Origin of the sequence: Acidovorax sp. (genome assembly GCF_034519795.1) — a bacterium.
Taxonomy (GTDB): Bacteria; Pseudomonadota; Gammaproteobacteria; order Burkholderiales; family Burkholderiaceae_C; genus Acidovorax.
Genome location: NZ_JAXHOB010000020.1, coordinates 519,418 through 539,749, shown reverse-complemented (window position 1 = coordinate 539,749; position 20,332 = coordinate 519,418). Strand labels below are relative to the sequence as shown.

The following is a 20,332-nucleotide window of genomic DNA, read 5'->3' as shown; positions in this document are numbered from 1 at the left end:
CATGATTACCTGTTTGTAAGGGCTTTGGATGCCTGAGTTGCCCGAAGTGGAAGTAACACGGCGCAGTTTTGCGCAGGCCATCGCTGGCGCCCGGGTCACGGGCGTGCGGCTGGGCAAGCCGCTGCGCTGGCCGCTGGGGGCCGAGGGCGATGCCCTGGTGGGGCGGCAGGTGCTGGGCGTGCGCCGCCGCGGCAAGTACCTGCTGGTGGACCTGGACGAGGGCATTCTGCTGGTGCACCTGGGCATGTCCGGCAGCCTGCGCTTTGCTCACGCCCTGCCGCCGCCGGGCCCGCACGACCATTTCGACCTGGCCACCACCCAGGGTACCCTGCGCCTGCATGACCCGCGCCGCTTCGGCGCGGTGGTGCATGCCGCGGGCGAAGCCGACGCCGTGGCGCACAAGCTGCTCGGTGGCCTGGGCATGGAGCCCCTGTCCGACGATTTCACCCTGGACGCCTTCAGCCGGGGCATCAAGGCCAGCCGCGCGCCCATCAAGCAGATGCTGCTGGCGGGCAAGGTGGTGGTGGGGGTCGGTAACATTTATGCGTCGGAGGTACTGTTTCTGTCGGGTATTCGCCCGCAGACCCCCTCGGCGCGCATCGGTCCCGCCAGGATGGGGCGCCTGCACGCCGCCATACGCCAGGTGCTGGAGCGCGCCGTGGAGCTCGGGGGCAGCACGCTCAAGGACTTCTCGAACGCCGACGGCGCCTATGGCAGCTACCAGGCCCACGCCAATGTGTACGGGCGCGAGGGGGCGCCCTGCAAAGTCTGCGGCACGCCCATCCGGGCCCTGCGCCAGGGCCAGCGCAGCAGTTTTTTCTGCCCGCGCTGCCAGCGCGCCTGAGGGCCTCCCGCAGGGCGGCCGGCCCGGCCGAGTGTGGTGTATGCGGCCCATCGTGACGGGTAAGCACCATCCACAGCTATGGCCGGCGCACAGTCGATGCTATATTTTGTTCAGTTCAGAACAGAAACAGTCGTTATCGAACGCCGGGAGCAAAGTGGGACCTTCATTCAACGAGCAGTTTGACCAGCATGGCGCGTGGAGACGTGCGTTCGCTCAGCAGCTCAAGCAGCTGGCCGAGTGGATGTCTTCGCACGAGCTGATGGACGCATCCGTCCAGGAGCGCCTGCAGCGCCTGGAGAGCCAGGTCCGCACCGACAAGGTGATGGTCGCGTTCGTTGCCGAGTTCTCGCGTGGCAAGTCCGAGCTGATCAACGCGATCTTCTTTGCCGACTATGGCCGGCGCATCATGCCCGCCAGCGCCGGGCGCACCACCATGTGCCCGACCGAACTGGGCTACGACGCCGAGTTCGCCCCCAGCCTGCGCCTGTTGCCCATCGAGACGCGCCTGCAGATGCACGGCCTGGCCGAGTGGCGCCTGAGGCCCGAGCGCTGGCAGGAGATCCCGCTGGACGTGAACGACCCCGACCAGATCGCCAAGGCCCTGGAAAAGGTGGCCGAAGTGCGCCGCGTGAGCCTGGACAACGCCCGCGCGCTGGGTTTCTGGCACGACGATCTGGTGGACGAGAACCCGATTCCGGACGCCAATGGCCTGGTCGAGGTGCCCATGTGGCGCCACGCCATCATCAACATCCCCCATCCCCTGCTCAAGCAGGGGCTGGTGATCCTGGACACCCCGGGGCTGAACGCCGTGGGTGCCGAGCCCGAACTGACGGTCAATCTGATTCCCCAGGCCCATGCCGTGGTGTTCATCCTGAGCGCCGACACCGGGGTGACCCGCTCGGACCTGTCCATCTGGCGCGAGCACCTGGCCACCTCGACCGAGAGCCTGGACGGCCGGCTGGTGGTGCTCAACAAGATCGACACCCTGTGGGATTCGCTCAACTCCGCCGAGCAGATCCAGGCGCAGATGGTGCGCCAGGTCAACACCGCAGCCGAGATGCTGGGCGTATCCCCCGACAAGGTGGTGCCCGTGTCCGCCCAGAAGGGCCTGGTGGCCAAGATTTCGGCCGACGACCTGTTGCTGGAGACCAGCGGCCTGCCCGTGCTCGAAGAGGCACTGGCCAAGGGCATCATGGGCCAGCGCCAGGCCATCCTGCGCGCGGCAGTGGCCACGGGCGTGGCGGGCCTGCGCGCCGAGACCGGGCGGGTCATCAACATCCGCCGGCGCGACCTGGACGACCAGATGGCAGAGCTGCGCAGCCTGCGCGGCAAGAATGCCTCGGTCATCGAGTCCATGCGCCAGCGCATCGAGCAGGAGCAGCACGAGTTCGACCTCTCCGCCTCCAAGATCCAGGCCGTGCGCGCCGTGCACCTAAAGCTCTTGCGCGATGTGTTCCAGCAACTGGGTTCCAAGGCGCTCAAGGTGGAGCTGGCCGAACTGGCCCAACTGCTGCAGCAAAAAGGCCTCAAGCTCGGCGTCAAGAAGATCTACGTGCAGACCTTCGACAAGCTGCGTGGCACGCTGGACAAGGCCCAGGCCTCGGGCACCGAGATCCAGGCCATGCTGGGCGGCACCTTCCGCCAGCTCAATGCCGAGTTCGGCTTCTCGCTGCAGGTGCCACCGCCCCCGCAGCTTGAGCATTTCTCGCACGACCTGTCGCAGATCGAGCAGAGCCACCTGCAGTACCTGGGCCTGGGCAACTCGCTCAAGCTGGCCCAGCCAGAATTCTCCGAGCGCCTGGTGCGCGCCCTGGCCATGCGCCTGCGCACGGTGTACGAATCCGCCGCCAACGACCTGGAGCTGTGGAGCAAGTCCGCCACGGCGCAGCTCGACGCGCAACTGCGCGAGCGGCGCCGCAGCTTTGCCCGCCGCATGGAGGCGGTGGACCGCATCCAGCAGGCCGCCAGCGGCCTGGTCGAGCGCATCGCCGAAATCGAGGAGGGCGAGGGCGAGCTGATCCAGCTGGAGCACCGCCTGCAGGAGCTGACCTCGCAACTGATCGCGCCGCCAGCGGCCGACCCGGCTGCGCCCGAAGAGTCCGCCGTGGACCTGGCACTGCCGCTTTCATGAGCGTTGCGGCAGGGGAGGTCGCCCGGCGCGTGGTGCGCTGGCAGGCGACGGCCGGGCGCAACCACCTGCCCTGGCAGAACACGCGCGACCCGTACCGGGTCTGGCTGTCCGAGATTATGCTGCAGCAGACCCAGGTGAGCACGGTGCTGGGCTACTACGCGCGCTTTCTCGAAAGATTCCCCGATGTGCAGGCCCTGGCCGCAGCCCCGCAGGACGAGGTCATGGGCCTGTGGAGCGGCCTCGGTTACTACAGCCGCGCACGCAACCTGCACGCCTGCGCCCAGGCCGTGGTGGCCCTGCACGGCGGCGCCTTCCCGCGCACGGCCGAGGTACTGGCCACCCTGCCGGGCATCGGCCGCTCCACGGCCGGTGCCATCGCCTCCTTCTGCTTTGCCGAGCGCACACCCATCCTCGATGCCAACGTGCGCCGCGTGCTCACGCGGGTGCTGGGCTTCGACGCCGACCTCGCCGTGGCGAAGAACGAGCGCCTGCTCTGGGACCAGGCCGAGGCGCTGTTGCCCACCGAGGATCTCGGCCACGCCATGCCGCGCTACACCCAGGGCCTGATGGACCTTGGCGCCTCGCTGTGCAGCCCGCGCAGCGCCGATTGCCCGCCCTGCCCGTTGCTGGACATCTGCGTGGCCGGCCAGGCTGGCGATGCCGAGCGCTACCCGGTGCGCACGCGCAAGCTCAAGCGCCGCGCAGAATCCTGGTGGCTGCTGGTGATGCGCGATGGAGAGGGCCGCGTGTGGCTGGAACGCCGGCCCGACTCGGGCATCTGGGCCGGGCTGTTCTGCCTGCCTGTGTTCGCCGACGAGGCGCACCTGCACGAGCACCTGGCCCACCTGCCCGTGCCGGTGGTCCCGGGGCAGACCGAGGCGCTGAGCGCCTTCCTGCACGTGTTGACCCACCGCGACCTGCACCTGCACCCTGTGGTGCTCACGGCGCCTGCGGCGCGCGATGCGGCCGGGGAGGGCGGCTGGTTCGGCGCCAGCGAGTGGGAGGCGATGGGCCTGCCCGCGCCCATCCGCAAGCTGCTGGGCAATCTCTTCGGCGGCCTGTTGTAAGGCGTCCGCTCAGAGGCTGGGAATATTTTGGCCGTGTCCGAATGGCGCGTCAAAACGCCCTGGATCCAGGCGCAAAGCACAGCCATAGCTCGGGCTATGGCGAGCATTTGCTTTCGACGAGCCGGGGTGTTCTGGCGTGCAAGGCGGGCATGGACGAAAGATTCGCAGCCTCTCAGCGCCCGTCCAGCTCGCGGTGGCGCCGCAGCGTCGCCCAGCGCTTGCCGAAGGCCTCGGCCAGCCGTTCCACCAGGTACACCGAGCGGTGCTGACCCCCGGTGCAGCCGATGGCCACCGTCACGTAGCTGCGGTGGTTGCGGTCCAGCATCTCCAGCCAGTGCGCCAGAAAACCCTCGATGTGGCCCTGCATCAGCGATGCATCGGGCTGCGCGCGCAGGAAGTCGGCCACGGGCGCGTCCAGCCCCGTCAGGTCGCGCAGCTCGGGCTCGTAGTGCGGGTTGGGCAGCATGCGCACGTCGAACACGTAGTCTGCATCCACCGGTATGCCGCGCTTGAAGGCAAACGACTGGAACACCAGGGTCAGCTGCCCCGGCGCCGTCGCCATCAGCGTCTTTACGTAACTTTGCAATTGCGAGGCGCGGATGGCGCTGGTGTCGATGACATGCGCCTCCTCGCGCAGGTCGGCCAGCAGCTCGCGCTCGAGCTCGATGATCTGCACCAGCGCGCGCCGGCCCTGCTTGAGCGCGTCCGGGGTCAGTTCGTCGTGCGACAGCGGGTGGCGCCGGCGCGTTTCGGAGAAGCGCCGCACCAGGGTGTCGATGGTTGCGTCCAGGAACAGCGAATGCACGACCACGCCCTGCTTGCGCAGCCGGTCGAGCTCCAGCGGCACCAGCGGCAGCGACGTGGCACTGCGCACGTCCATGGCGATGGCCACGCGGTTGCCGTGGTGGCGGTGCTCCAGCGACACGAAGGCCGGCAGCAGCTCGGGCGGCAGGTTGTCCACGCAGTAGTAGCCCGCATCCTCCAGGGCATGCAGTGCCACCGACTTGCCCGAGCCGGACATGCCGGTGATCAGCACGATCTCAAGCGCCATCGGCCTGCTTCCTTCTCTTGGGGCGGCGCACGGGGGCGGCGGGCGGCGCGATGGCGAGCATCTCGCGCGCGTGCGCCACGGTCACCTTGCTGGAGTCGTCGCCGCCCAGCATGCGCGCCATTTCGGAGATGCGGTCCTCGCCCTGCACGGCCACCACCTGGCTGGCCGTGCCCTTGGCGCCGCTGCGCTTGGAGACCACCAGGTGGTGGTCGGCCCGCGCCGCGACCTTGGGCAGGTGGGTGACGGTGAGCACCTGGCGGTCGCGCCCCAGCTGCTGCATGAGCCGGCCCACGGTGTCGGCCACGGCCCCGCCCACGCCCGAGTCCACCTCGTCGAAGATCAGGGTGGGCGCCTCGCCCAGGGCGCTGGTGGTGACCGCGATGGCCAGCGAGATGCGCGACAGCTCGCCGCCCGAGGCCACCTTGCCGATGGGCCGGGGGCTCGCTCCCGGGTGGCCCGCCACGAGGAAGGCCACGTCGTCCGTGCCATGGGCGGCAGGCTCGGCCAGCTTGCCCAGGGCCACCTCGAACTGGCCGCCGGCCATGCCCAGGCCCTGCATGGCCTGGGTGATGGCGGCCGACAGCCGGGGCGCGCCTTTGGCCCGCGCCAGCGACAAGGCGCGCGCCGCGGCCTGGTAGGCCCGGGCGCTGGCGGCCTCGGCCTTTTCCAGGGCCACCAGGTCGGCTGCGGCGTCGAGCTGCTGCAGCTCGGCCTTCCAGCCGTGCAGCAGGGCGGGCAACTCCACCGGGCTGCGTTTGTAGCGCCGCGCAAGCGTCATCCACAGCGACAGCCGCGCATCCACGGCGGCCAGCCGCTCGGGGTCCAGGTCGTTGTGGCGCAGGTAGGCGTGCAGCGAATGCACCACGTCGCTGGCCTGCGCCACGGCGGAGTCGAGGATGTCGGCGGCGCTGGCGAACTCGGCTTCGAGGTGCTCGTGGCCTTGCAGCAGGTCCTGGGCGCGCGAGAGTCCGTCCAGCGCGCCGCCGCCGCCCTCCGCATCGCCACCCGACAGGGCCGCGATGGCGGCGTTGGCCGCGTCCATCAGCGCGGAGGCGTTGGACAGGCGCTTGTGCTGGGCGTCCAGCTCGCTCCATTCGTCGTCGCCGGGCGCCAGCTTGTCCACTTCGGCGATCTGCCACTGCAGGCGCTCGCGCTCCTGCTGCAGGGTGGCCTGGGCGGCGCGGGCCTGGGCCAGGGCCTTCTGATCCTGGCGCCACTGGTTCCAGCGCTCGACGGTGGGCCGGTCGCTGGTGCCGGCGTAGGCGTCGAGCAGGCCGCGCACCGATTCGGGCCGGGTCAGGCTCTGCCAGGCGTGCTGGCCGTGGATGTCCAGCAGCAGCTCGCCCAGCGCGCGCAGTTGCGTGGCCGTGGCGGGCGTGCCGTTGATCCAGCCGCGGCTCTTGCCCTGGGTGTCCACCGTGCGGCGCAGCAGCAACAGGTCTTCGCCCTCCAGCCCCGCCTCTTCGAGCCAGGGCCGGATGTGGCCGGTCGCGTCGAATTCGGCGCACACGTCGGTGCGCGCACAGCCCTCGCGCACCAGGGCCGCATCGGCGCGGGCGCCGAGCACCAGTTGCACGGCGTCGATCAGGATGGACTTGCCGGCGCCGGTCTCGCCGGTGAGCACGGTGAAGCCGCCTTGCAGCTCCAGCTCCAGCGCCTCAACGATGACGAAATCACGCAGCGTGATGCGCCTCAGGGCCATGGTCAGGAACCCCCTTCGTTCCAGCGCAGCTTCTTGCGCAGGGTGGCGAAGTAGTTCCAGCCCAGCGGGTGCAGAAAGCGCACGCAGTGCTCGGAACGCTGCACCAGGATGCGGTCGCCGTGCAGCAGCGAGGCCAGGGACTGCATGTCGAAATTGGCGCTCACGTCGCGGCCACTGACCACCTCGACGGCGATCTCGGTCGCATCCGAGAGCACGATGGGCCGGTTGGACAGGGTGTGCGGCGCGATCGGCACCAGCACCCAGCCGGGAATGGACGGGTGCAGCATGGGGCCGCCGGCCGACAGTGCATAGGCCGTGGAGCCCGTGGGCGAGGCGATGATCAGGCCGTCAGCCCGCTGGTTGGCCACGAAGCGGCCGCCCACCTCCACGCGCAGCTCCACCATGCCCGAGGTGGCGCCCCGGTTCACGACCACATCGTTCATGGCCAGCGCCTCGAAGACCACCTGGCCGTCGCGCACCACGCGGGCATGCATCAGCGGCCGCAGGTCTTCCTCGTACTCGCCCTGCAGCATCGGGGGCAGGGTGGCCTGGTAGGTGTCGAAGGGAATGTCGGTGATGAAGCCCAGCCGCCCCTGGTTGATGCCGATCAACGGTGTCTTGTGGCGCGCCAGTTGCCGGCCTATGCCCAGCATGGTGCCGTCGCCCCCCACCACCAGCCCCAGGTCGCACTGGGTGCCGATGGTGTCCACGTCCATCGCCGCGTAGCCGGTCAGGCCGGTGTTGGCGGCGGTCTCGGCCTCCAGCACCACGGTGCAGCCCTGGCCCTGCAGAAACTGGGCGATGTCCTGCAGGGCCTGGCGCGAGCTCTCGGTCATGGAAGAGGCCGCCGCAGCCGTCGCCGGTGCCTGCTGGTACTTGCCGATGAGCGCGACATGGCGGAAATTGGAGGTCATCGTCAAATTACATCATTGTTGTAGGAACACCGGGCCCGCGCGGGGCCTTGCACGTGCCGCTGCGGCCACCGTGGGCCGCGAAGGCGCCAGCTGAAACGGCCCAAAAAACCGTGCTCGGTGTTTAATGCTAGTGCATCCCATGCGGACTTCTCCGTACAACGATAGACGAAACCCGACAGGGAATCACCCACTTCCCTCATTAAAATCGACCGCATGCTCGATGACCGCGCCAAGTTGTTGCTCAAAGCGCTCGTGGAGCGCTACATAGCCGATGGGCAGCCCGTCGGCTCGCGCACGCTCTCGCGCGCCTCCGGCATGGACCTGTCGCCAGCGACCATCCGCAACGTGATGGCCGACCTCGAAGAGCTGGGCCTGATCGCCAGCCCGCACACCTCGGCGGGGCGCATTCCCACGGCCAGGGGCTACCGGCTGTTCGTGGACACCATGTTGACGGTGCAGCGTGACCCTTTGATTTCACCACCGCTGGCGCCCGAGCAACCGCAGAAAGTGATCGCCAACGCGGCCAACCTGCTGTCCAACCTGTCGCAGTTCGTCGGTGTGGTGATGGCGCCACGGCGCACCTCGGTGTTCCGGCACATCGAATTCCTCAGGCTGTCGGAGCGGCGCTTCCTGGTGATCATCGTCTCGCCTGAAGGCGATGTGCAGAACCGCGTGATCTTCACTGACATCGACCACTCGCAGTCGCAGCTCATCGAGGCCGCCAATTTCCTCAATGCCAACTACGCCGGCCTGGCGATGGAGCAGGTGCGCGAGCGCCTCAAATCCGAGGTGGACGCGCTGCGCGGCGAGATCGGCACGCTGATGCAGGCGGCCGTCAACGTGGGTTCGGAGGGCGAGGCGCAGGACGAGGTGGTCATCTCCGGCGAGCGCAACCTCCTGTCGGTGAGCGACTTCTCCAGCGACATGGGCAACCTGCGCCGCGCCTTCGACCTGTTCGAGCAGAAGACGCAGATCCTGCGCCTCATGGATTTTTCCAGCCAGGCCGACGGCGTGCGCATCTACATCGGCGGCGAAAGCCAGGTCGTGCCCTTCGAGGAACTCTCCATCGTGAGCGCCCCGTATGAGGTGGATGGCAAGGTGGTCGGCACCCTGGGCGTGATCGGCCCCACGCGCATGCCCTACGACCGCATGATCCAGATCGTGGACATCACCTCCAAGCTGGTGTCCAACGCGCTCAGCCACCGGCGCTGAGCCCCTGGATACACCCTACAATACCGCGTGCCCCATCTTCGGTCAGGTACACGGGGCGTTAGCTCAGTTGGTTAGAGCAGAGGACTCATAATCCTTTGGTCGCGGGTTCAAGTCCCTCACGCCCTACCATATCCCGCTTAGGTTTTCTGCTATTGTTTTTGCAGAAAACCGCCAAAGCCGACCAGGCCGCCCAAGGCCATGGCATATGGCTTTGAAGTCCTCTCGCTCAAAGGCGTGTGCTTTCCCATCGTATGGCCCTGGGCTGCAGCCCAGTTCAGGCCCGCGTGCGCTCGGAAGTCCTTCATGCGAAGTTGGTCTTGATCCTTTTCATGTCCTACGCTGTCAAACTACGTATGTTTGTAGGCGTTTGCCGCGACCGGATGTCAGTATGTAACTTGTGCGCCACGTCACTGCATTGACGACGGACCATCGATACCATTTGAAGACACGCAATGTCACGCTTCTTGCGAGTCCTGCGGCAATCGGGGTGTGATGGCGCAGGGTGCCTGCGTCCGTACGCGCGGTGGGCCATTCGGGTCTGCGCAACTTTCACCCAAGGGGTGGTGGGCTTTGCTGGAGGAAGCCCGCCGACACTGCTCGGCCATTTTTGTTTTTGGAGTCCATTCAATGCGGTATCTAATTGTTTTGTTCTTAGCGGCAGTGACCACGTTTGCCCAGGCTGCAAATTTCGTTTCGATGCACCAGTCGGCGCACAAGATCGCGCTGCCTCCGGCGCCCGGCACGTTCAACTACACCTTTGATACCAAGGTCGGCTTCAAGGAGCAGTACGCGCCTACCGGCGTGACGGGTTGCGCGATCGGTTTCGGCACCGGCGGCTGTGCCTTCCCTGGCGCAGGTTCCCTCTCCCTGCCTGAATTCACCGGTTTCCAGATGCAGAACCAGGAATTCAAGATCTTCATCCCCGCAGGGACCCGTTCGTTCCTGTTCTCGGGCTATGCGGCCCAAGGCACCCAGTCGGCCTTCGTGCTGCGCTACGGCAAGGAGCCGACCCGTGTCGCCGCCCTGAGCGGCAGCGAGTACCAGGCGGCACAGACCGGCGAGCGCATCGATTCCTCGTTTGCGCGCCTGGTCACCCAGGACGTCGACCATTTCGTCGTGCACGATGGTGGCGGTACCCTGCGCTTCGTGGGTGGTCAGCTCGACGTCAACCGCGGCAGCACCAACCAGGGCCAGTGGCTCTATGTTCGCCAGCTCAGCGGCGCCGCGCTGTTCGACTACCAGGGCGCCCTGGACGTGGACATGCCCAAGTACGCAGCGGGCTACAACGCCATCACCTGGACCACCAGCCCCTTCCCGGATCCCGTGGACACTGCAAGCCCTGGCGGCGGCGGTGGCACCACCAACCCGCCGGTTGCAGGCACGACGGTCACCACCTCGGTGGCCTCTACCGCTGGCCAGCCCCTCAAGCTGGACATCACGATGACCCAGTCGGCCACCGAGGTCGCTGCCAACCCGCAGATCAGTGCCTGGGTGGCTGCACGCATTCCCGCCAACGGCCTGTTCTTCACGACCGATGTCTGGTTCTTCCGCAAGGTCGATGGCTGGGCCCAATTGGTATTGCCCAACCCCGAGCTCGTGGCCTACTCCAGCCTGGGCACGAACGCGACCACCCTGAAGTTCTCGCCCTCGCTGGACCTGACGGACACGGACCTGCGCGCCTTCAATGTCGAGATCTACTTCGGCTACAAGACCAGCACGGGCGCCTTTGTGAGCAAGGGCAAGGTCTGGCCCCAGTAAACGGGTTGGCGCGCGGCGCTTGCCCACTTCGCAAAAAGGCCCTTCGGGGCCTTTTTGCATGGGGTCACCGACAAGAGGGGCAACTGGCCGATCAGGGGCGCAGTTCAATAAATTTGGACCTTTTGCCTGGAGGCTCCTTTTGCGTGCGCTACAATACGTGCAGCAGACGGGTTCTGTGATTGCACCAGGGTTTCACGTTGAGGCAAACGCAGCAAGCAGCGATTTTTTGAAATGTTGAAAAATCCATGCTATAATTCGAAGCTTAGCGGCTGTAGCTCAGCTGGATAGAGTACTTGGCTACGAACCAAGGGGTCGTGGGTTCGATTCCTGCCAGCCGCACCAACAGGTAAGCCCTGATATCGCAAGGTATCAGGGCTTTTTCCTTGGTGGGTCCTGCTCTCATGCCGCATCTGGCCAGATGCCGCTGGGGGCCTTGAGATGACCCCGCTCTTCTTACGCACCTCACGCCGTCTTCCTACACGTCACCCGCTCCGGCCGGCGCACCCTGTGGGGCAGAGTTCACTGCAAAGAAGACCTCCGTCTCCCACAGCCATGCCCGCCCACGCCGTCACCTGCCAGTTCCAGCGCGATCCTGGATCCGAGCGCCTTGCCTCCACACCGGTGGAGGCGGATGCGGAAGCTGTGCTCTTCAGTTGGACAGACCAGGAGGGCCGGGGCTATGAAGTGTTGCTGCGCGGCGGTGACCGGCTGGTGGCCACGCTCCGGTTCGATGCGCAGGAGCGCGATGTCGCCACCGAGGAACTGCACCTGCAATGCCGGGCGCTGGGACTGGTGTGGGAGGCAGCGACTTCCGCGTCGGGTGAAGGTGTGTCGGTAGCCGAAGAGATTCCCCTCCCAGGAGTTGACCACCATGGCCACTGATCCCAAGGACCATCCGCAGCACCGCGCGCCCGAGCACCTGCCCAGGCCATTCGTCAGCGCACCGCATCCATCCGCGCCCCGGCAGTAACCCGGCACGGTGCCATCGCCAGACGGGGCCGGGGCTTTTGCGGGCGAAGTGGAGGACGAAGCCGACGACCCCGTGGGCAAGCCCCCCAGGACCTGAGGGGCGCCAAGGCGCGCGGCGGTCCACGCTGCGGCACGGGTAACATGCCCCCATGAGCAAGGCTTTCACCAAGGAATCCGACACGCAGGCCGATGACGACGAAGGGCCGGCGCTGCCTCCCATCCCTGCCGGGTCGCGCAACTACATGACGCCTGCGGGCTATGCGCGGCTGCGCGGCGAGCTGCTGGACCTGATCGACAACGAGCGCCCGAAGATCGTCGAGGTGGTGCACTGGGCGGCCAGCAATGGCGACCGCTCGGAAAATGGCGACTACCTCTACGGCAAGAAGCGCCTGCGCGAGATCGACCGGCGCATCCGCTTTCTCACCAAGCGGCTGGAGGTGGCCGAGGTGGTGGACCCGCTGGTCCACGCCGGCAGCGACCAGGTGTTCTTCGGCGCCACCGTGACCTACGTGGACGAGGAGGACGCCACGAGCACCATCACCATCATGGGCATCGACGAGGCCGACAGCGGCCGCGGCCAGGTGAGCTGGGTGTCGCCCGTGGCGCGGGCCCTGCTCAAGAGCCGGGTGGGCGACGAGGTGCCGCTGCCCACGCCGGGCGGCGTGCGCTCGCTGGAGGTACTGGAGGTGCGCTACGAGCGGCACGATCCCCCGCCTGCGGCGCAGGATGCAACGGCCTCCTGACCGCCGAATCGCGGTGCCAGCGAGGTTCAGGCCGCAGGCGTGATGCGGCTGGCGCGGATGACGGCGGGCGTGCGGCGCAGGTTGCGCAGCGCGGCTTCGATATGGGCCTGGTCGCGCACGGCCACGATGAAGCGCAGGTCGGTGGTGTCCAGCGCCACCTCGTCGTCCATGTCCACGTGGGTGATGTCGGCCTCGGCGCTGGCCAGGTCGGCGGCCACGCGGGCCAGCACGCCCTTGCTGTTGGTGATGGTGACGACGATGCCGGTCTCGAACATGCGCACGGGTTCGTCCGCCCAGTCCACGGCGATGAAGCGCTCGCTGTCCTTGTGCTGCAGGCGCTTGGCCACGCCGCAGTGGGTGTTGTGCACCACCAGGCCTTCACCGCGGCCAAGGTAGCCCACGATCGCGTCGCCCGGCACGGGGCGGCAGCAGTGGGCGTACTGCACCGATGCGTTCTCGCTGCCGTCCAGGGTGACCGCGCCCTGCGACAGCCGTTCGTGCGAGGTGTAGCGCTCGCGGCTGAGCAGCAGCGCGTCGGGCCGGTGGCCGTGCTCGCTCATCAGCACCATGAGCCGCTTGGCCACGATGCTGGCGATGCGCTTGCCCAGGCCCAGGTCGGTCATGAGCTCGCTGCGCGTGCGGTTGCCCGTGAAGCGCAGCAGCTTGTCCCACATCGGCTGGGTCTCGGCGTTCACCGGGGGCAACTGCTCCAGGCCTTCGGAGCGGATGGCCTGGGTCAGCAGCTTCTCGCCCAGGCCTTCGGACTCGGCATGCGCCAGGGTCTTGAGGTAGTGGCGGATCTTGGAGCGCGCGCGCCCCGTGCGCACAAAGCCCAGCCACGCCGGGTTGGGCGTGGAGATGGGGGCGGTGATGATCTCCACCACGTCGCCGTTCTTGAGCTCGGTGCGCAGCGGCACCTGCTCGTTGTTGATCTTGGCGGCCGTGGTGCGGTCGCCCACGTTGCTGTGAATGGCGTAGGCAAAGTCCACCACCGTCGCGCCCCGCGGAAGGGCCATGATCTGGCTCTTGGGGGTGAACACGTAGACCGCGTCAGGAAACAGGTCCACCTTGACGTGGTCCCAGAACTCGGCGGCGTCGCGCGTCTCGTTCTGGATGTCGAGCAGCGACTGCAGCCATTTGGTGCCCAGGCGCTCGGCCGAGGTGCCGTCGCCGTCCTGCGCCTTGTACAGCCAGTGCGCGGCCACACCGGCCTCGGCGATCACATGCATCTCGTCGGTGCGCATCTGGAACTCGATGTTCACACCCGAGGGGCCCACCAGCGTGGTGTGCAGCGACTGGTAGCCATTGAGCTTGGCGATTGCGATGTGGTCCTTGAACTTGCCCGGCACCGGCTTGTACATCTGGTGCAGCACGCCAAGGGCCGTGTAGCAGTCGGTCACCGTGGGCACGATGACGCGAAAACCGTACATGTCCGTCACCTGGGCAAAGCTCAGGTGCTTCTGGTCCATCTTCTGGTAGATGGCGTAGAGCGTCTTTTCGCGGCCGGCCAGGCGCACCTGCATGCCGATGCGCGAAAACGCCGCGTCCACCTCGGTCTGCACACGCTGCACCAGGTCGCGGCGGCGGTTGCGCGACTTGTTCACCGCCTTGGCCAGCGTGGCGTAGCGCCAGGGGTGCAGGTGGCGGAACGACAGGTCCTGCAGCTCGCGGTAGGTCTGGTTCAGGCCCAGGCGGTGGGCGATGGGGGCGTAGATCTCCAGCGTCTCCGACGAGATGCGGCCCCACTTGCTGCGCGGCATGTCCGACAGCGTGCGCATGTTGTGCGTGCGGTCGGCCAGCTTGATGAGGATGACGCGCACGTCGCGCGCCATGGCCAGCAGCATCTTGCGAAACGACTCGGCCTGGTTCTCCTCGCGCGTGTTGAACTGCAGCTTGTCGAGCTTGGTGAGGCCGTCGACCAGTTCGGCCACCGGCGCGCCGAAGCGCTCGATCAGGTCCACCTTGGTCACGCCGCAGTCTTCCATCGCGTCGTGCAGCAGTGCGGCCATCAGGGCCTGGGCGTCGAGCTTCCAGGTGGCGCACTGGGCGGCCACCGCGATGGGGTGGGTGATGTAGGGCTCACCGCTGTTGCGCAGTTGGCCCAGGTGGGCCTCGTCGGCGAAGCGGTAGGCCTGGCGCACCTGCTCGATGCTGTGGGCGTCCAGGTAATCCAGGTTGTCGGTGAGCGCGGCAAAGCTGGCAGCCGCTGCATTGGCCGCTGCCGCAGAGGCACTGACTGGCGCGTGGGTGTCGCCAGGCCGGGCATGCGTTGCTGCCGAAGGAGTGTTGAACACCGCGTTCATGCCTTAAATGTAGCGCGGGTGCGCCATACGGGTCGCCGAGGAAAAAAAAAGCACCGCATGAAAGCGGTGCTCTCGGGGGCCGGTGCCCGCCGAAAGATTCAACCAGGAACCTTCTTGAGCATTTCCAGGCCGACCTTGCCTTCGGCGATTTCGCGCAGGGCGGTCACGGCGGGCTTGTTGCGGCTTTCGATGCGCGGGGCATGGCCCTGGCTCAGCATGCGGGCGCGGTAGGTGGCAGCCAGCACGAGCTGAAAGCGGTTGGGGATCTTTTCCAGACAGTCTTCTACGGTGATGCGTGCCATCGGTGGGTACTCCGGGGATTCAGGTGATATTGAGCGACTGGAAGGTGTCAGCACGGGCGCGTCGCTGGGCGGCGTACTTCAGGCGCTGGGCGTGCACGACGGCTTTCAGGTCGAAAAGCGCGCGCTCAAACAACTCATTGATTATAACGAAGTCGAATTTGCTGACCTGCGCCATCTCGGTAGCCGCGTTCTTCAGGCGGACTTCGATCACCTCCGGAGAGTCCTCGCCCCGGCGTTCCAGGCGCGAGCGCAGCTCCTCCCAGCTCGGCGGCAGGATGAAGACCAGCAGGGCATTGGCGAATGCCTCCTTGATCTGCAGTGCGCCCTGGAAGTCGATTTCCAGGATCACGTCCGAGCCCTGGGCGATGCGCTCTTCGATGGCTTTCTTGGAGGTGCCGTAGCGGTTGCCGTGCACGTGCGCCCATTCCACGAAGGCATTGCCCTCGACCATGGCGTCGAACTCGGACTGCGACGCGAAATAGTAGTCGCGGCCGTGCTTTTCCTGGCCGCGGGGGGGGCGCGTGGTGTGCGAGATGGACAGGTGGACGTGCGAGTCCAGTTCCAGCAAGGCCTTCACGAGGCTGGATTTGCCGGCGCCGCTGGGGGCTGCCACTACGATGAGATTTCCTGGGTAGTCCATAGGTGATGTGCGCGGGGCGCTATCAAAACATGAGTGTCATTCGATATTTTGCACCTGCTCGCGCATCTGCTCGATCAGGACCTTCATGTCCACGCTGATGCGGGTCAGGTCCAGCGCGGCCGACTTGGAGCCCAGGGTGTTGGCCTCGCGGTGCAGTTCCTGGATCAGGAAATCCAGGCGCTTGCCGACTTCGCCGCCCTTCTTGAGCAGCCGCTCGATCTCGTCCAGATGGGAGTCGAGGCGGGTGATCTCCTCGGCCACGTCGATGCGGATGGCGAAGGCGGTGGCCTCGGTCAGTGCGCGGTCGCGAGCGGCCTCGGGCAGGGTGGCGCCATCGGTCAGGGCCATGGCCTCCTTCCAGCGCTCCATGAAGCGCTGGCGCTGCTGCTCCACCAGCAGGGGCACCATGGGCACGGCCTGCTCGGCCAGGGCGCGCAACTGCTTCAGACGGTCCAGCAGCATGGCGGCCAGGCGCTTGCCTTCGCGCTCGCGGGCCGACATCAGGGCGGTCAGGGCTTCTTCGGCCAGGACGGGCACGGCCTCGCTCCAGTCCTCGTTGCCCGAATGCGCGTTGGCGCACAGGCGCAGCGCGTCGGCCACGCTCAGCGGCGCGGCGTTGGGCAGCCAGGACTTGACCGAATCCTGCAGGGAATTGAGGCGCTGCAGCAACCGGGCCGGCGGGTCCTGCAGGGTGTTGCTGTCTTCGTTCTCCAGCGCGGCGCGCACCTCCACCTTGCCGCGCTTCAAGCGCGCGGTCAGCAGGGCGCGCAGGGCGGGCTCCATGGCACGCAATTCGTCGGGCAGGCGAAACGACAGGTCCAGGAAGCGGCTGTTGACCGAACGGATCTCCAACCCCAGGCGGCGCGACTGGGTGGCGCGGCCTTCGGTTTCAGCGCCGGCGGCGGACGTGCCGTGCTGCGCGCTGGCATAGCCGGTCATGCTGTAAACTGGCATTGGACTTTTTGATGGTTGCTTGCGATCCGGCGATTATCCGGGTTCCGCCTTACCCCCGAGTCATCTTCGCAAAATATGTCAAAAATCAAACCGGCCCCCTTGCCACCCGATACCGCGATTGGTGGTTACCGTGTGGTGCGCCGGTTGTCGTCCGGCGGCTTCGGGGTGGTCTACCTGGCCCTCGACACCGAAGGCCAGCAGGTCGCCATCAAGGAATACCTGCCCTCGTCCCTGGCCACCCGTGCCCCGGGCGAGCTGCTGCCCAAGGTGCAGTCCGAGAAGCTGTCGCTGTACCGCCTGGGCCTCAAGAGCTTCTTTGAGGAAGGCCGCGCGCTCGCACAGATCTCGCACGCCTCGGTGGTGAGCGTGCTCAACTTCTTTCGCGAGAACGAAACCGTCTACATGGTGATGAACTACCTGGAGGGCGCGACCCTGCAGGACTTCATCATCACCGCGCGCGACCTCAAGACGCAGAAGGTGTTCCGCGAGTCCACCATCCGCTCGCTGTTCGACGAGGTGCTGCGCGGCCTGCGCATCGTGCACCAGCACAAGATGCTGCACCTGGATATCAAGCCGGCCAACATCTTCATCACCGATGACAACAAGGCGGTGATGATCGACTTCGGCGCCGCGCGCGAGGTGCTGTCCAAGGAGGGCAACTTCATCCGCCCCATGTACACGCCGGGCTTCGCCGCGCCCGAGATGTACCGGCGCGACTCGTCCATGGGTCCGTGGACCGACATCTACGCCATCGGCGCCTGCATCTATGCCTGCATGCAGGGCTTTCCGCCCAACGAGGCGCCCCAGCGCATCGAAAAGGACCGCCTCTCGCTGGCCCTGACCAAGCTGCGCGGCGTGTACTCCGACAACCTCATTGAGGTGGTGGAGTGGTGCATGGCGCTCGACCCGCTGTCGCGCCCGCAGTCGGTGTTCGCCCTGCAAAAGGAGCTCAGCCGCGAGGGCGAGCGCCGCTACACCAAGCTCACGGTGGCCGAGAAGATGCGCCTGCAGCTCGATACCCTGGTGTCCGACACCAAGAAGAATGTGCAGAAGGTGGGTGAAGCCACCGGTATCGGAGCCAAGCCCAAATGAACACGACGGCGCACGCAAAGCAGGTCCAGGCGACGAGGTGCCTGTCCATCCTGGTGCCCCCTTGCCCGGGTGAATCACTATGAAGTTCTCGGTGTTCCAGATCAGCCGCCGCGGCGGCCGCGAGAAGAACGAAGACCGCATGGGCTATTGCTACACGCGCGAATCGGGCCTGTTCGTGCTGGCCGACGGCATGGGCGGCCACCCCGAGGGCGAGGTGGCGGCGCAGATCGCGCTGCAGACCATCTCGGCGCTGTTCCAGCGCGAGGCCAAGCCCCAGCTCAAGGACGTGCAGGAGTTTCTCTCGGGCGCGCTGCTGGCCGCGCACCACCAGATCCTGCGCTACGCCACCGACAAGGGCATGCTCGACACGCCGCGCACCACGCTGGTGGCCGCCGTCATCCAGGCCGGCACGGCCACCTGGATCCACTGCGGCGACTCGCGCCTGTACATGGTGCGCGACGGCGACCTGCTCACCCGCACGCGCGACCACTCGTACATGGAGCTGCGCAACAACCCGCCACCGGGGCTGGAGCGCATCAACCGCAACGTGCTGTTCACCTGCCTGGGCTCGCCGACCAAGCCCATCTACGACATCACCGGCCCGGTGTACCTGGAGCAGGGCGACCGCATCCTGCTGTGCTCCGACGGCCTGTGGGGCACGCTCAGCGACGAGGAGATCTCCAAGCAGATGTCGCGCCAGACGGTGTCGCATGCCGTGCCCGAGCTGGTGGAAGAGGCCCTGCGCACTGCGGGTGACAGCAGCGACAACGTGACCGTGGTGGCGCTGGAGTGGGAGACGCCCGATGCCTTCGAGTCCACCCAGGGCGTGTCCACCGACAGCATCAGCGACGACGTGTTCGCCTCCACCATCCAGGCCGGCCCGCTCGACGGGCTGGTGGACGACCTGGACGATGCCGCCATCGAGCGCTCGATCGCCGAAATCAACGAAGCCATCCGCCGCTCCGCAGCCCGGAAAGCCTGACCGGACGAAGAACAGGCGCGCAGCGCCCTGTGCGGACCGCCTCTGGCCCCGCCCCCAGCCTCGCCTGTCGCACGCTCACCGTCCCGGGTGCGGCGCGCGCGGGCTTTCCCTTTGACACTGGAAACCACATGACCACCACCTTCACCCGCACCGGCGCCCGTGCCGCCGACCAATTGCGCCCCGTGCGCATCACGCGCCACTACACCATGCATGCCGAGGGCTCGGTGCTGATCGAGTTCGGCAACACCAAGGTGCTGTGCACCGCCTCGGTCGAAGAGCGCGTGCCGCCGCACAAGCGCGGCAGCGGCGAAGGCTGGGTGACGGCCGAGTACGGCATGCTGCCGCGCGCCACCCACAGCCGCAGCGATCGCGAGGCCGCGCGCGGCAAGCAGAACGGCCGCACGCAGGAGATCCAGCGCCTCATCGGCCGCAGCCTGCGCGCCGTGTTCGATTTGAAGCTGCTTGGCGAGCGCACCATCCAGCTCGACTGCGACGTGATCCAGGCCGACGGCGGCACCCGCACCGCCGCCATCACCGGCGCCTGGGTGGCCGCGCAGGACGCCGTCACCAAGCTGCTGGCTGCCGGCAAGATCACCCAATCGCCCCTGCTGCAGCCCGTGGCCGCCATCTCGGTGGGCATCGTCGAAGGCACGCCGCTGCTCGACCTGGAATATGTGGAAGACGTGGGCTGCGACACCGACATGAACGTGGTCATGACCGGTGCCGGACACTATGTGGAAGTGCAGGGCACGGCCGAGGGCGTGGCCTTCACGCGCAAGGAGATGGATGCGCTGCTGGCCCTGGCCGAAAAAGGCATTGCCGAGCTGATCACCCTGCAGCAGCAGGCCTTGCGCGACTGATTCCGATGCCCTCGGGCCGCTCCGGCCCCCCATAACAAGATGGTTCCTCTACGATGAAACTGGTCCTCGCATCCAACAACCGTGGCAAGCTGGCCGAGCTGCAGGCCATGCTGGCGCCGCTCTCGGTCGAACTCGTGCGCCAGGGTGACCTGGGCGTGGGCGAGGCCGACGAGCCGTTTCGCACCTTTGTCGAGAACGCCCTGGCCAAGGCGCGCTTTGCCGCCGCCCACACCGGCCTGCCGGCCCTGGCCGACGACGCCGGCCTGTGCGTGGACGCCTTCGGCGGCCTGCCGGGCGTGGACACGGCCTACTACGCCACGCAGTTCGGCTACGAAAAAGGCGACGACACCAATGTGCGCGCCATCCTGGAGCAGATGCAGCACATCGACCAGCGCCGCGCCGCCATGGTCAGCACCCTGGTGGCGGTGCGCAGCCCCGAAGACCCGGAACCGCTGATCGCCGTGGGCCGCGTGGTCGGCGAGATCACGCGCGAGCCGCGCGGCAGCAACGGCTTCGGCTTCGACCCCGTGATGTTCATCCCCGAGTTCGGCAAGACCTTTGCCGAGCTGCCTGTGGAAGTGAAGAATGCCCACAGCCACCGCGGCCGCTCGGCCCAGCAGATGCTGGCGCTGATGCGCGAGCGCTGGTTCTGAGAGGCTGAGAATCTTTCGTCCATGCCCGCCTTGCACGCCAAAACACCCCGGCTCGTCGTTGCAAATGCTCGCCATAGCCCGAGCTATGGCTGTGCTTTGCGCCTAGATCCGAGGCGTTTTGGCGCGCCCCTCGGACACGGCCAAAAAATTCCCAG

18 protein-coding genes and 2 tRNA genes are annotated in these 20,332 nt (G+C 67.0%); 13 read left to right on the top strand and 7 right to left on the bottom strand.

Features of this window, described 5'->3' with window-relative positions; all coding sequences use genetic code 11:
* The first annotated feature begins 28 nt into the window (after window positions 1-28).
* The 3 genes from mutM (at window position 29) to mutY (ending at window position 4,042) form a co-directional block, all read left to right on the top strand.
* Window positions 29-844: a bifunctional DNA-formamidopyrimidine glycosylase/DNA-(apurinic or apyrimidinic site) lyase gene (gene mutM / locus U5N23_RS23715; protein ID WP_322595166.1), complete on the top strand. Its 816-nt coding sequence runs from the start codon at window positions 29-31 to the stop codon at window positions 842-844.
* Window positions 845-998: 154 nt separating this feature from the next.
* Window positions 999-2,975 (top strand): dynamin family protein, encoded by a 1,977-nt coding sequence (locus U5N23_RS23710; protein ID WP_322595165.1) that lies wholly within the window; start codon window positions 999-1,001, stop codon window positions 2,973-2,975.
* Window positions 2,972-4,042 (top strand): A/G-specific adenine glycosylase, encoded by a 1,071-nt coding sequence (mutY, locus tag U5N23_RS23705; protein ID WP_322595164.1) that lies wholly within the window; start codon window positions 2,972-2,974, stop codon window positions 4,040-4,042. The genes U5N23_RS23710 and mutY overlap by 4 nt, the downstream gene beginning before the upstream one ends.
* A 172-nt stretch (window positions 4,043-4,214) precedes the next feature.
* Here mutY and rapZ read toward each other — a convergent pair whose 3' ends face one another.
* Genes rapZ through U5N23_RS23690 form a run of 3 tightly spaced genes read right to left on the bottom strand, consistent with a single transcriptional unit; the run spans window position 4,215 to window position 7,709 of the window.
* Complete coding sequence (gene rapZ / locus U5N23_RS23700) at window positions 4,215-5,093, bottom strand: RNase adapter RapZ (RefSeq protein ID WP_322595163.1); 879 nt, start codon at window positions 5,091-5,093, stop codon at window positions 4,215-4,217.
* Window positions 5,083-6,795 carry a DNA repair protein RecN gene (gene recN / locus U5N23_RS23695; RefSeq protein WP_322595162.1) on the bottom strand — a complete coding sequence of 571 codons (1,713 nt, stop codon included), beginning with the start codon at window positions 6,793-6,795 and terminating at the stop codon, window positions 5,083-5,085. The genes rapZ and recN overlap by 11 nt, the downstream gene beginning before the upstream one ends.
* 2 nt (window positions 6,796-6,797) lie before the next feature.
* Window positions 6,798-7,709 (bottom strand): NAD kinase, encoded by a 912-nt coding sequence (locus U5N23_RS23690; RefSeq protein WP_322595161.1) that lies wholly within the window; start codon window positions 7,707-7,709, stop codon window positions 6,798-6,800.
* 213 nt (window positions 7,710-7,922) lie between these two features.
* Here U5N23_RS23690 and hrcA point away from each other — a divergent pair, with 213 nt between their 5' ends.
* The 6 genes from hrcA (at window position 7,923) to greB (ending at window position 12,391) form a co-directional block, all read left to right on the top strand.
* Window positions 7,923-8,921 (top strand): heat-inducible transcriptional repressor HrcA, encoded by a 999-nt coding sequence (hrcA, locus tag U5N23_RS23685; protein ID WP_322595160.1) that lies wholly within the window; start codon window positions 7,923-7,925, stop codon window positions 8,919-8,921.
* 52 nt (window positions 8,922-8,973) lie between these two features.
* Window positions 8,974-9,050, top strand: a tRNA-Ile gene (locus U5N23_RS23680).
* Window positions 9,051-9,581: 531 nt separating this feature from the next.
* Window positions 9,582-10,679, top strand: a complete 1,098-nt coding sequence (locus tag U5N23_RS23675; RefSeq protein ID WP_322595159.1) for a hypothetical protein — start codon at window positions 9,582-9,584, stop codon at window positions 10,677-10,679.
* A 265-nt stretch (window positions 10,680-10,944) separates the two neighbouring features.
* Window positions 10,945-11,021: transfer RNA gene (locus tag U5N23_RS23670), tRNA-Arg, on the top strand.
* Window positions 11,022-11,231: 210 nt separating this feature from the next.
* A complete protein-coding gene (locus U5N23_RS23665; protein WP_322595158.1) occupies window positions 11,232-11,561 on the top strand; it encodes a hypothetical protein in 330 nt (109 codons plus the stop codon).
* A 236-nt stretch (window positions 11,562-11,797) separates the two neighbouring features.
* Window positions 11,798-12,391, top strand: a complete 594-nt coding sequence (greB, locus tag U5N23_RS23660) for a transcription elongation factor GreB (RefSeq protein ID WP_322595157.1) — start codon at window positions 11,798-11,800, stop codon at window positions 12,389-12,391.
* Between the two features lie 26 nt (window positions 12,392-12,417).
* On the opposite strand, the gene U5N23_RS23655 is transcribed toward greB, so the two are convergent.
* The 4 genes from U5N23_RS23655 to U5N23_RS23640 all read right to left on the bottom strand — a co-directional run bounded on the left by U5N23_RS23655 (window position 12,418) and on the right by U5N23_RS23640 (window position 16,590).
* Complete coding sequence (locus U5N23_RS23655; protein WP_322595156.1) at window positions 12,418-14,694, bottom strand: bifunctional (p)ppGpp synthetase/guanosine-3',5'-bis(diphosphate) 3'-pyrophosphohydrolase; 2,277 nt, start codon at window positions 14,692-14,694, stop codon at window positions 12,418-12,420.
* A gap of 98 nt (window positions 14,695-14,792) precedes the next feature.
* Window positions 14,793-14,996, bottom strand: a complete 204-nt coding sequence (gene rpoZ / locus U5N23_RS23650; RefSeq protein ID WP_005794722.1) for a DNA-directed RNA polymerase subunit omega — start codon at window positions 14,994-14,996, stop codon at window positions 14,793-14,795.
* A gap of 19 nt (window positions 14,997-15,015) precedes the next feature.
* Window positions 15,016-15,636 carry a guanylate kinase gene (gene gmk / locus U5N23_RS23645; protein WP_322595155.1) on the bottom strand — a complete coding sequence of 207 codons (621 nt, stop codon included), beginning with the start codon at window positions 15,634-15,636 and terminating at the stop codon, window positions 15,016-15,018.
* A 36-nt stretch (window positions 15,637-15,672) separates the two neighbouring features.
* On the bottom strand, window positions 15,673-16,590 hold the full coding sequence (locus U5N23_RS23640) for a YicC/YloC family endoribonuclease (protein ID WP_322595154.1): 918 nt from the start codon (window positions 16,588-16,590) through the stop codon (window positions 15,673-15,675).
* A gap of 75 nt (window positions 16,591-16,665) precedes the next feature.
* Between U5N23_RS23640 and U5N23_RS23635 the strand changes: the two genes are divergently transcribed.
* The 4 genes from U5N23_RS23635 to rdgB all read left to right on the top strand — a co-directional run bounded on the left by U5N23_RS23635 (window position 16,666) and on the right by rdgB (window position 20,177).
* Window positions 16,666-17,682 carry a serine/threonine protein kinase gene (locus U5N23_RS23635; RefSeq protein ID WP_007855567.1) on the top strand — a complete coding sequence of 339 codons (1,017 nt, stop codon included), beginning with the start codon at window positions 16,666-16,668 and terminating at the stop codon, window positions 17,680-17,682.
* Window positions 17,683-17,761: 79 nt separating this feature from the next.
* Window positions 17,762-18,664, top strand: a complete 903-nt coding sequence (locus U5N23_RS23630; RefSeq protein WP_322595153.1) for a PP2C family serine/threonine-protein phosphatase — start codon at window positions 17,762-17,764, stop codon at window positions 18,662-18,664.
* A 128-nt stretch (window positions 18,665-18,792) separates the two neighbouring features.
* Window positions 18,793-19,524 carry a ribonuclease PH gene (rph, locus tag U5N23_RS23625; protein ID WP_322595152.1) on the top strand — a complete coding sequence of 244 codons (732 nt, stop codon included), beginning with the start codon at window positions 18,793-18,795 and terminating at the stop codon, window positions 19,522-19,524.
* 53 nt (window positions 19,525-19,577) lie between these two features.
* Window positions 19,578-20,177: an RdgB/HAM1 family non-canonical purine NTP pyrophosphatase gene (gene rdgB, locus U5N23_RS23620; RefSeq protein WP_322595151.1), complete on the top strand. Its 600-nt coding sequence runs from the start codon at window positions 19,578-19,580 to the stop codon at window positions 20,175-20,177.
* The last annotated feature ends 155 nt before the right edge of the window (window positions 20,178-20,332 follow it).

What these genes read in the sequence shown, in the direction of transcription:
- mutM (WP_322595166.1), top strand. Translation starts at nt 29, where the DNA reads ATGCCTGAGTTGCCCGAAGTGGAAGTAACACGGCGCAGTTTTGCGCAG.
- mutY (WP_322595164.1), top strand. Translation starts at nt 2,972, where the DNA reads ATGAGCGTTGCGGCAGGGGAGGTCGCCCGGCGCGTGGTGCGCTGGCAG.
- rapZ (WP_322595163.1), bottom strand. Translation starts at nt 5,093, where the DNA reads ATGGCGCTTGAGATCGTGCTGATCACCGGCATGTCCGGCTCGGGCAAG.
- recN (WP_322595162.1), bottom strand. Translation starts at nt 6,795, where the DNA reads ATGGCCCTGAGGCGCATCACGCTGCGTGATTTCGTCATCGTTGAGGCG.
- U5N23_RS23690 (WP_322595161.1), bottom strand. Translation starts at nt 7,709, where the DNA reads ATGACCTCCAATTTCCGCCATGTCGCGCTCATCGGCAAGTACCAGCAG.
- hrcA (WP_322595160.1), top strand. Translation starts at nt 7,923, where the DNA reads ATGCTCGATGACCGCGCCAAGTTGTTGCTCAAAGCGCTCGTGGAGCGC.
- U5N23_RS23665 (WP_322595158.1), top strand. Translation starts at nt 11,232, where the DNA reads ATGCCCGCCCACGCCGTCACCTGCCAGTTCCAGCGCGATCCTGGATCC.
- greB (WP_322595157.1), top strand. Translation starts at nt 11,798, where the DNA reads ATGAGCAAGGCTTTCACCAAGGAATCCGACACGCAGGCCGATGACGAC.
- U5N23_RS23655 (WP_322595156.1), bottom strand. Translation starts at nt 14,694, where the DNA reads ATGAACGCGGTGTTCAACACTCCTTCGGCAGCAACGCATGCCCGGCCT.
- rpoZ (WP_005794722.1), bottom strand. Translation starts at nt 14,996, where the DNA reads ATGGCACGCATCACCGTAGAAGACTGTCTGGAAAAGATCCCCAACCGC.
- gmk (WP_322595155.1), bottom strand. Translation starts at nt 15,636, where the DNA reads ATGGACTACCCAGGAAATCTCATCGTAGTGGCAGCCCCCAGCGGCGCC.
- U5N23_RS23640 (WP_322595154.1), bottom strand. Translation starts at nt 16,590, where the DNA reads ATGCCAGTTTACAGCATGACCGGCTATGCCAGCGCGCAGCACGGCACG.
- U5N23_RS23635 (WP_007855567.1), top strand. Translation starts at nt 16,666, where the DNA reads ATGTCAAAAATCAAACCGGCCCCCTTGCCACCCGATACCGCGATTGGT.
- U5N23_RS23630 (WP_322595153.1), top strand. Translation starts at nt 17,762, where the DNA reads ATGAAGTTCTCGGTGTTCCAGATCAGCCGCCGCGGCGGCCGCGAGAAG.
- rph (WP_322595152.1), top strand. Translation starts at nt 18,793, where the DNA reads ATGACCACCACCTTCACCCGCACCGGCGCCCGTGCCGCCGACCAATTG.
- rdgB (WP_322595151.1), top strand. Translation starts at nt 19,578, where the DNA reads ATGAAACTGGTCCTCGCATCCAACAACCGTGGCAAGCTGGCCGAGCTG.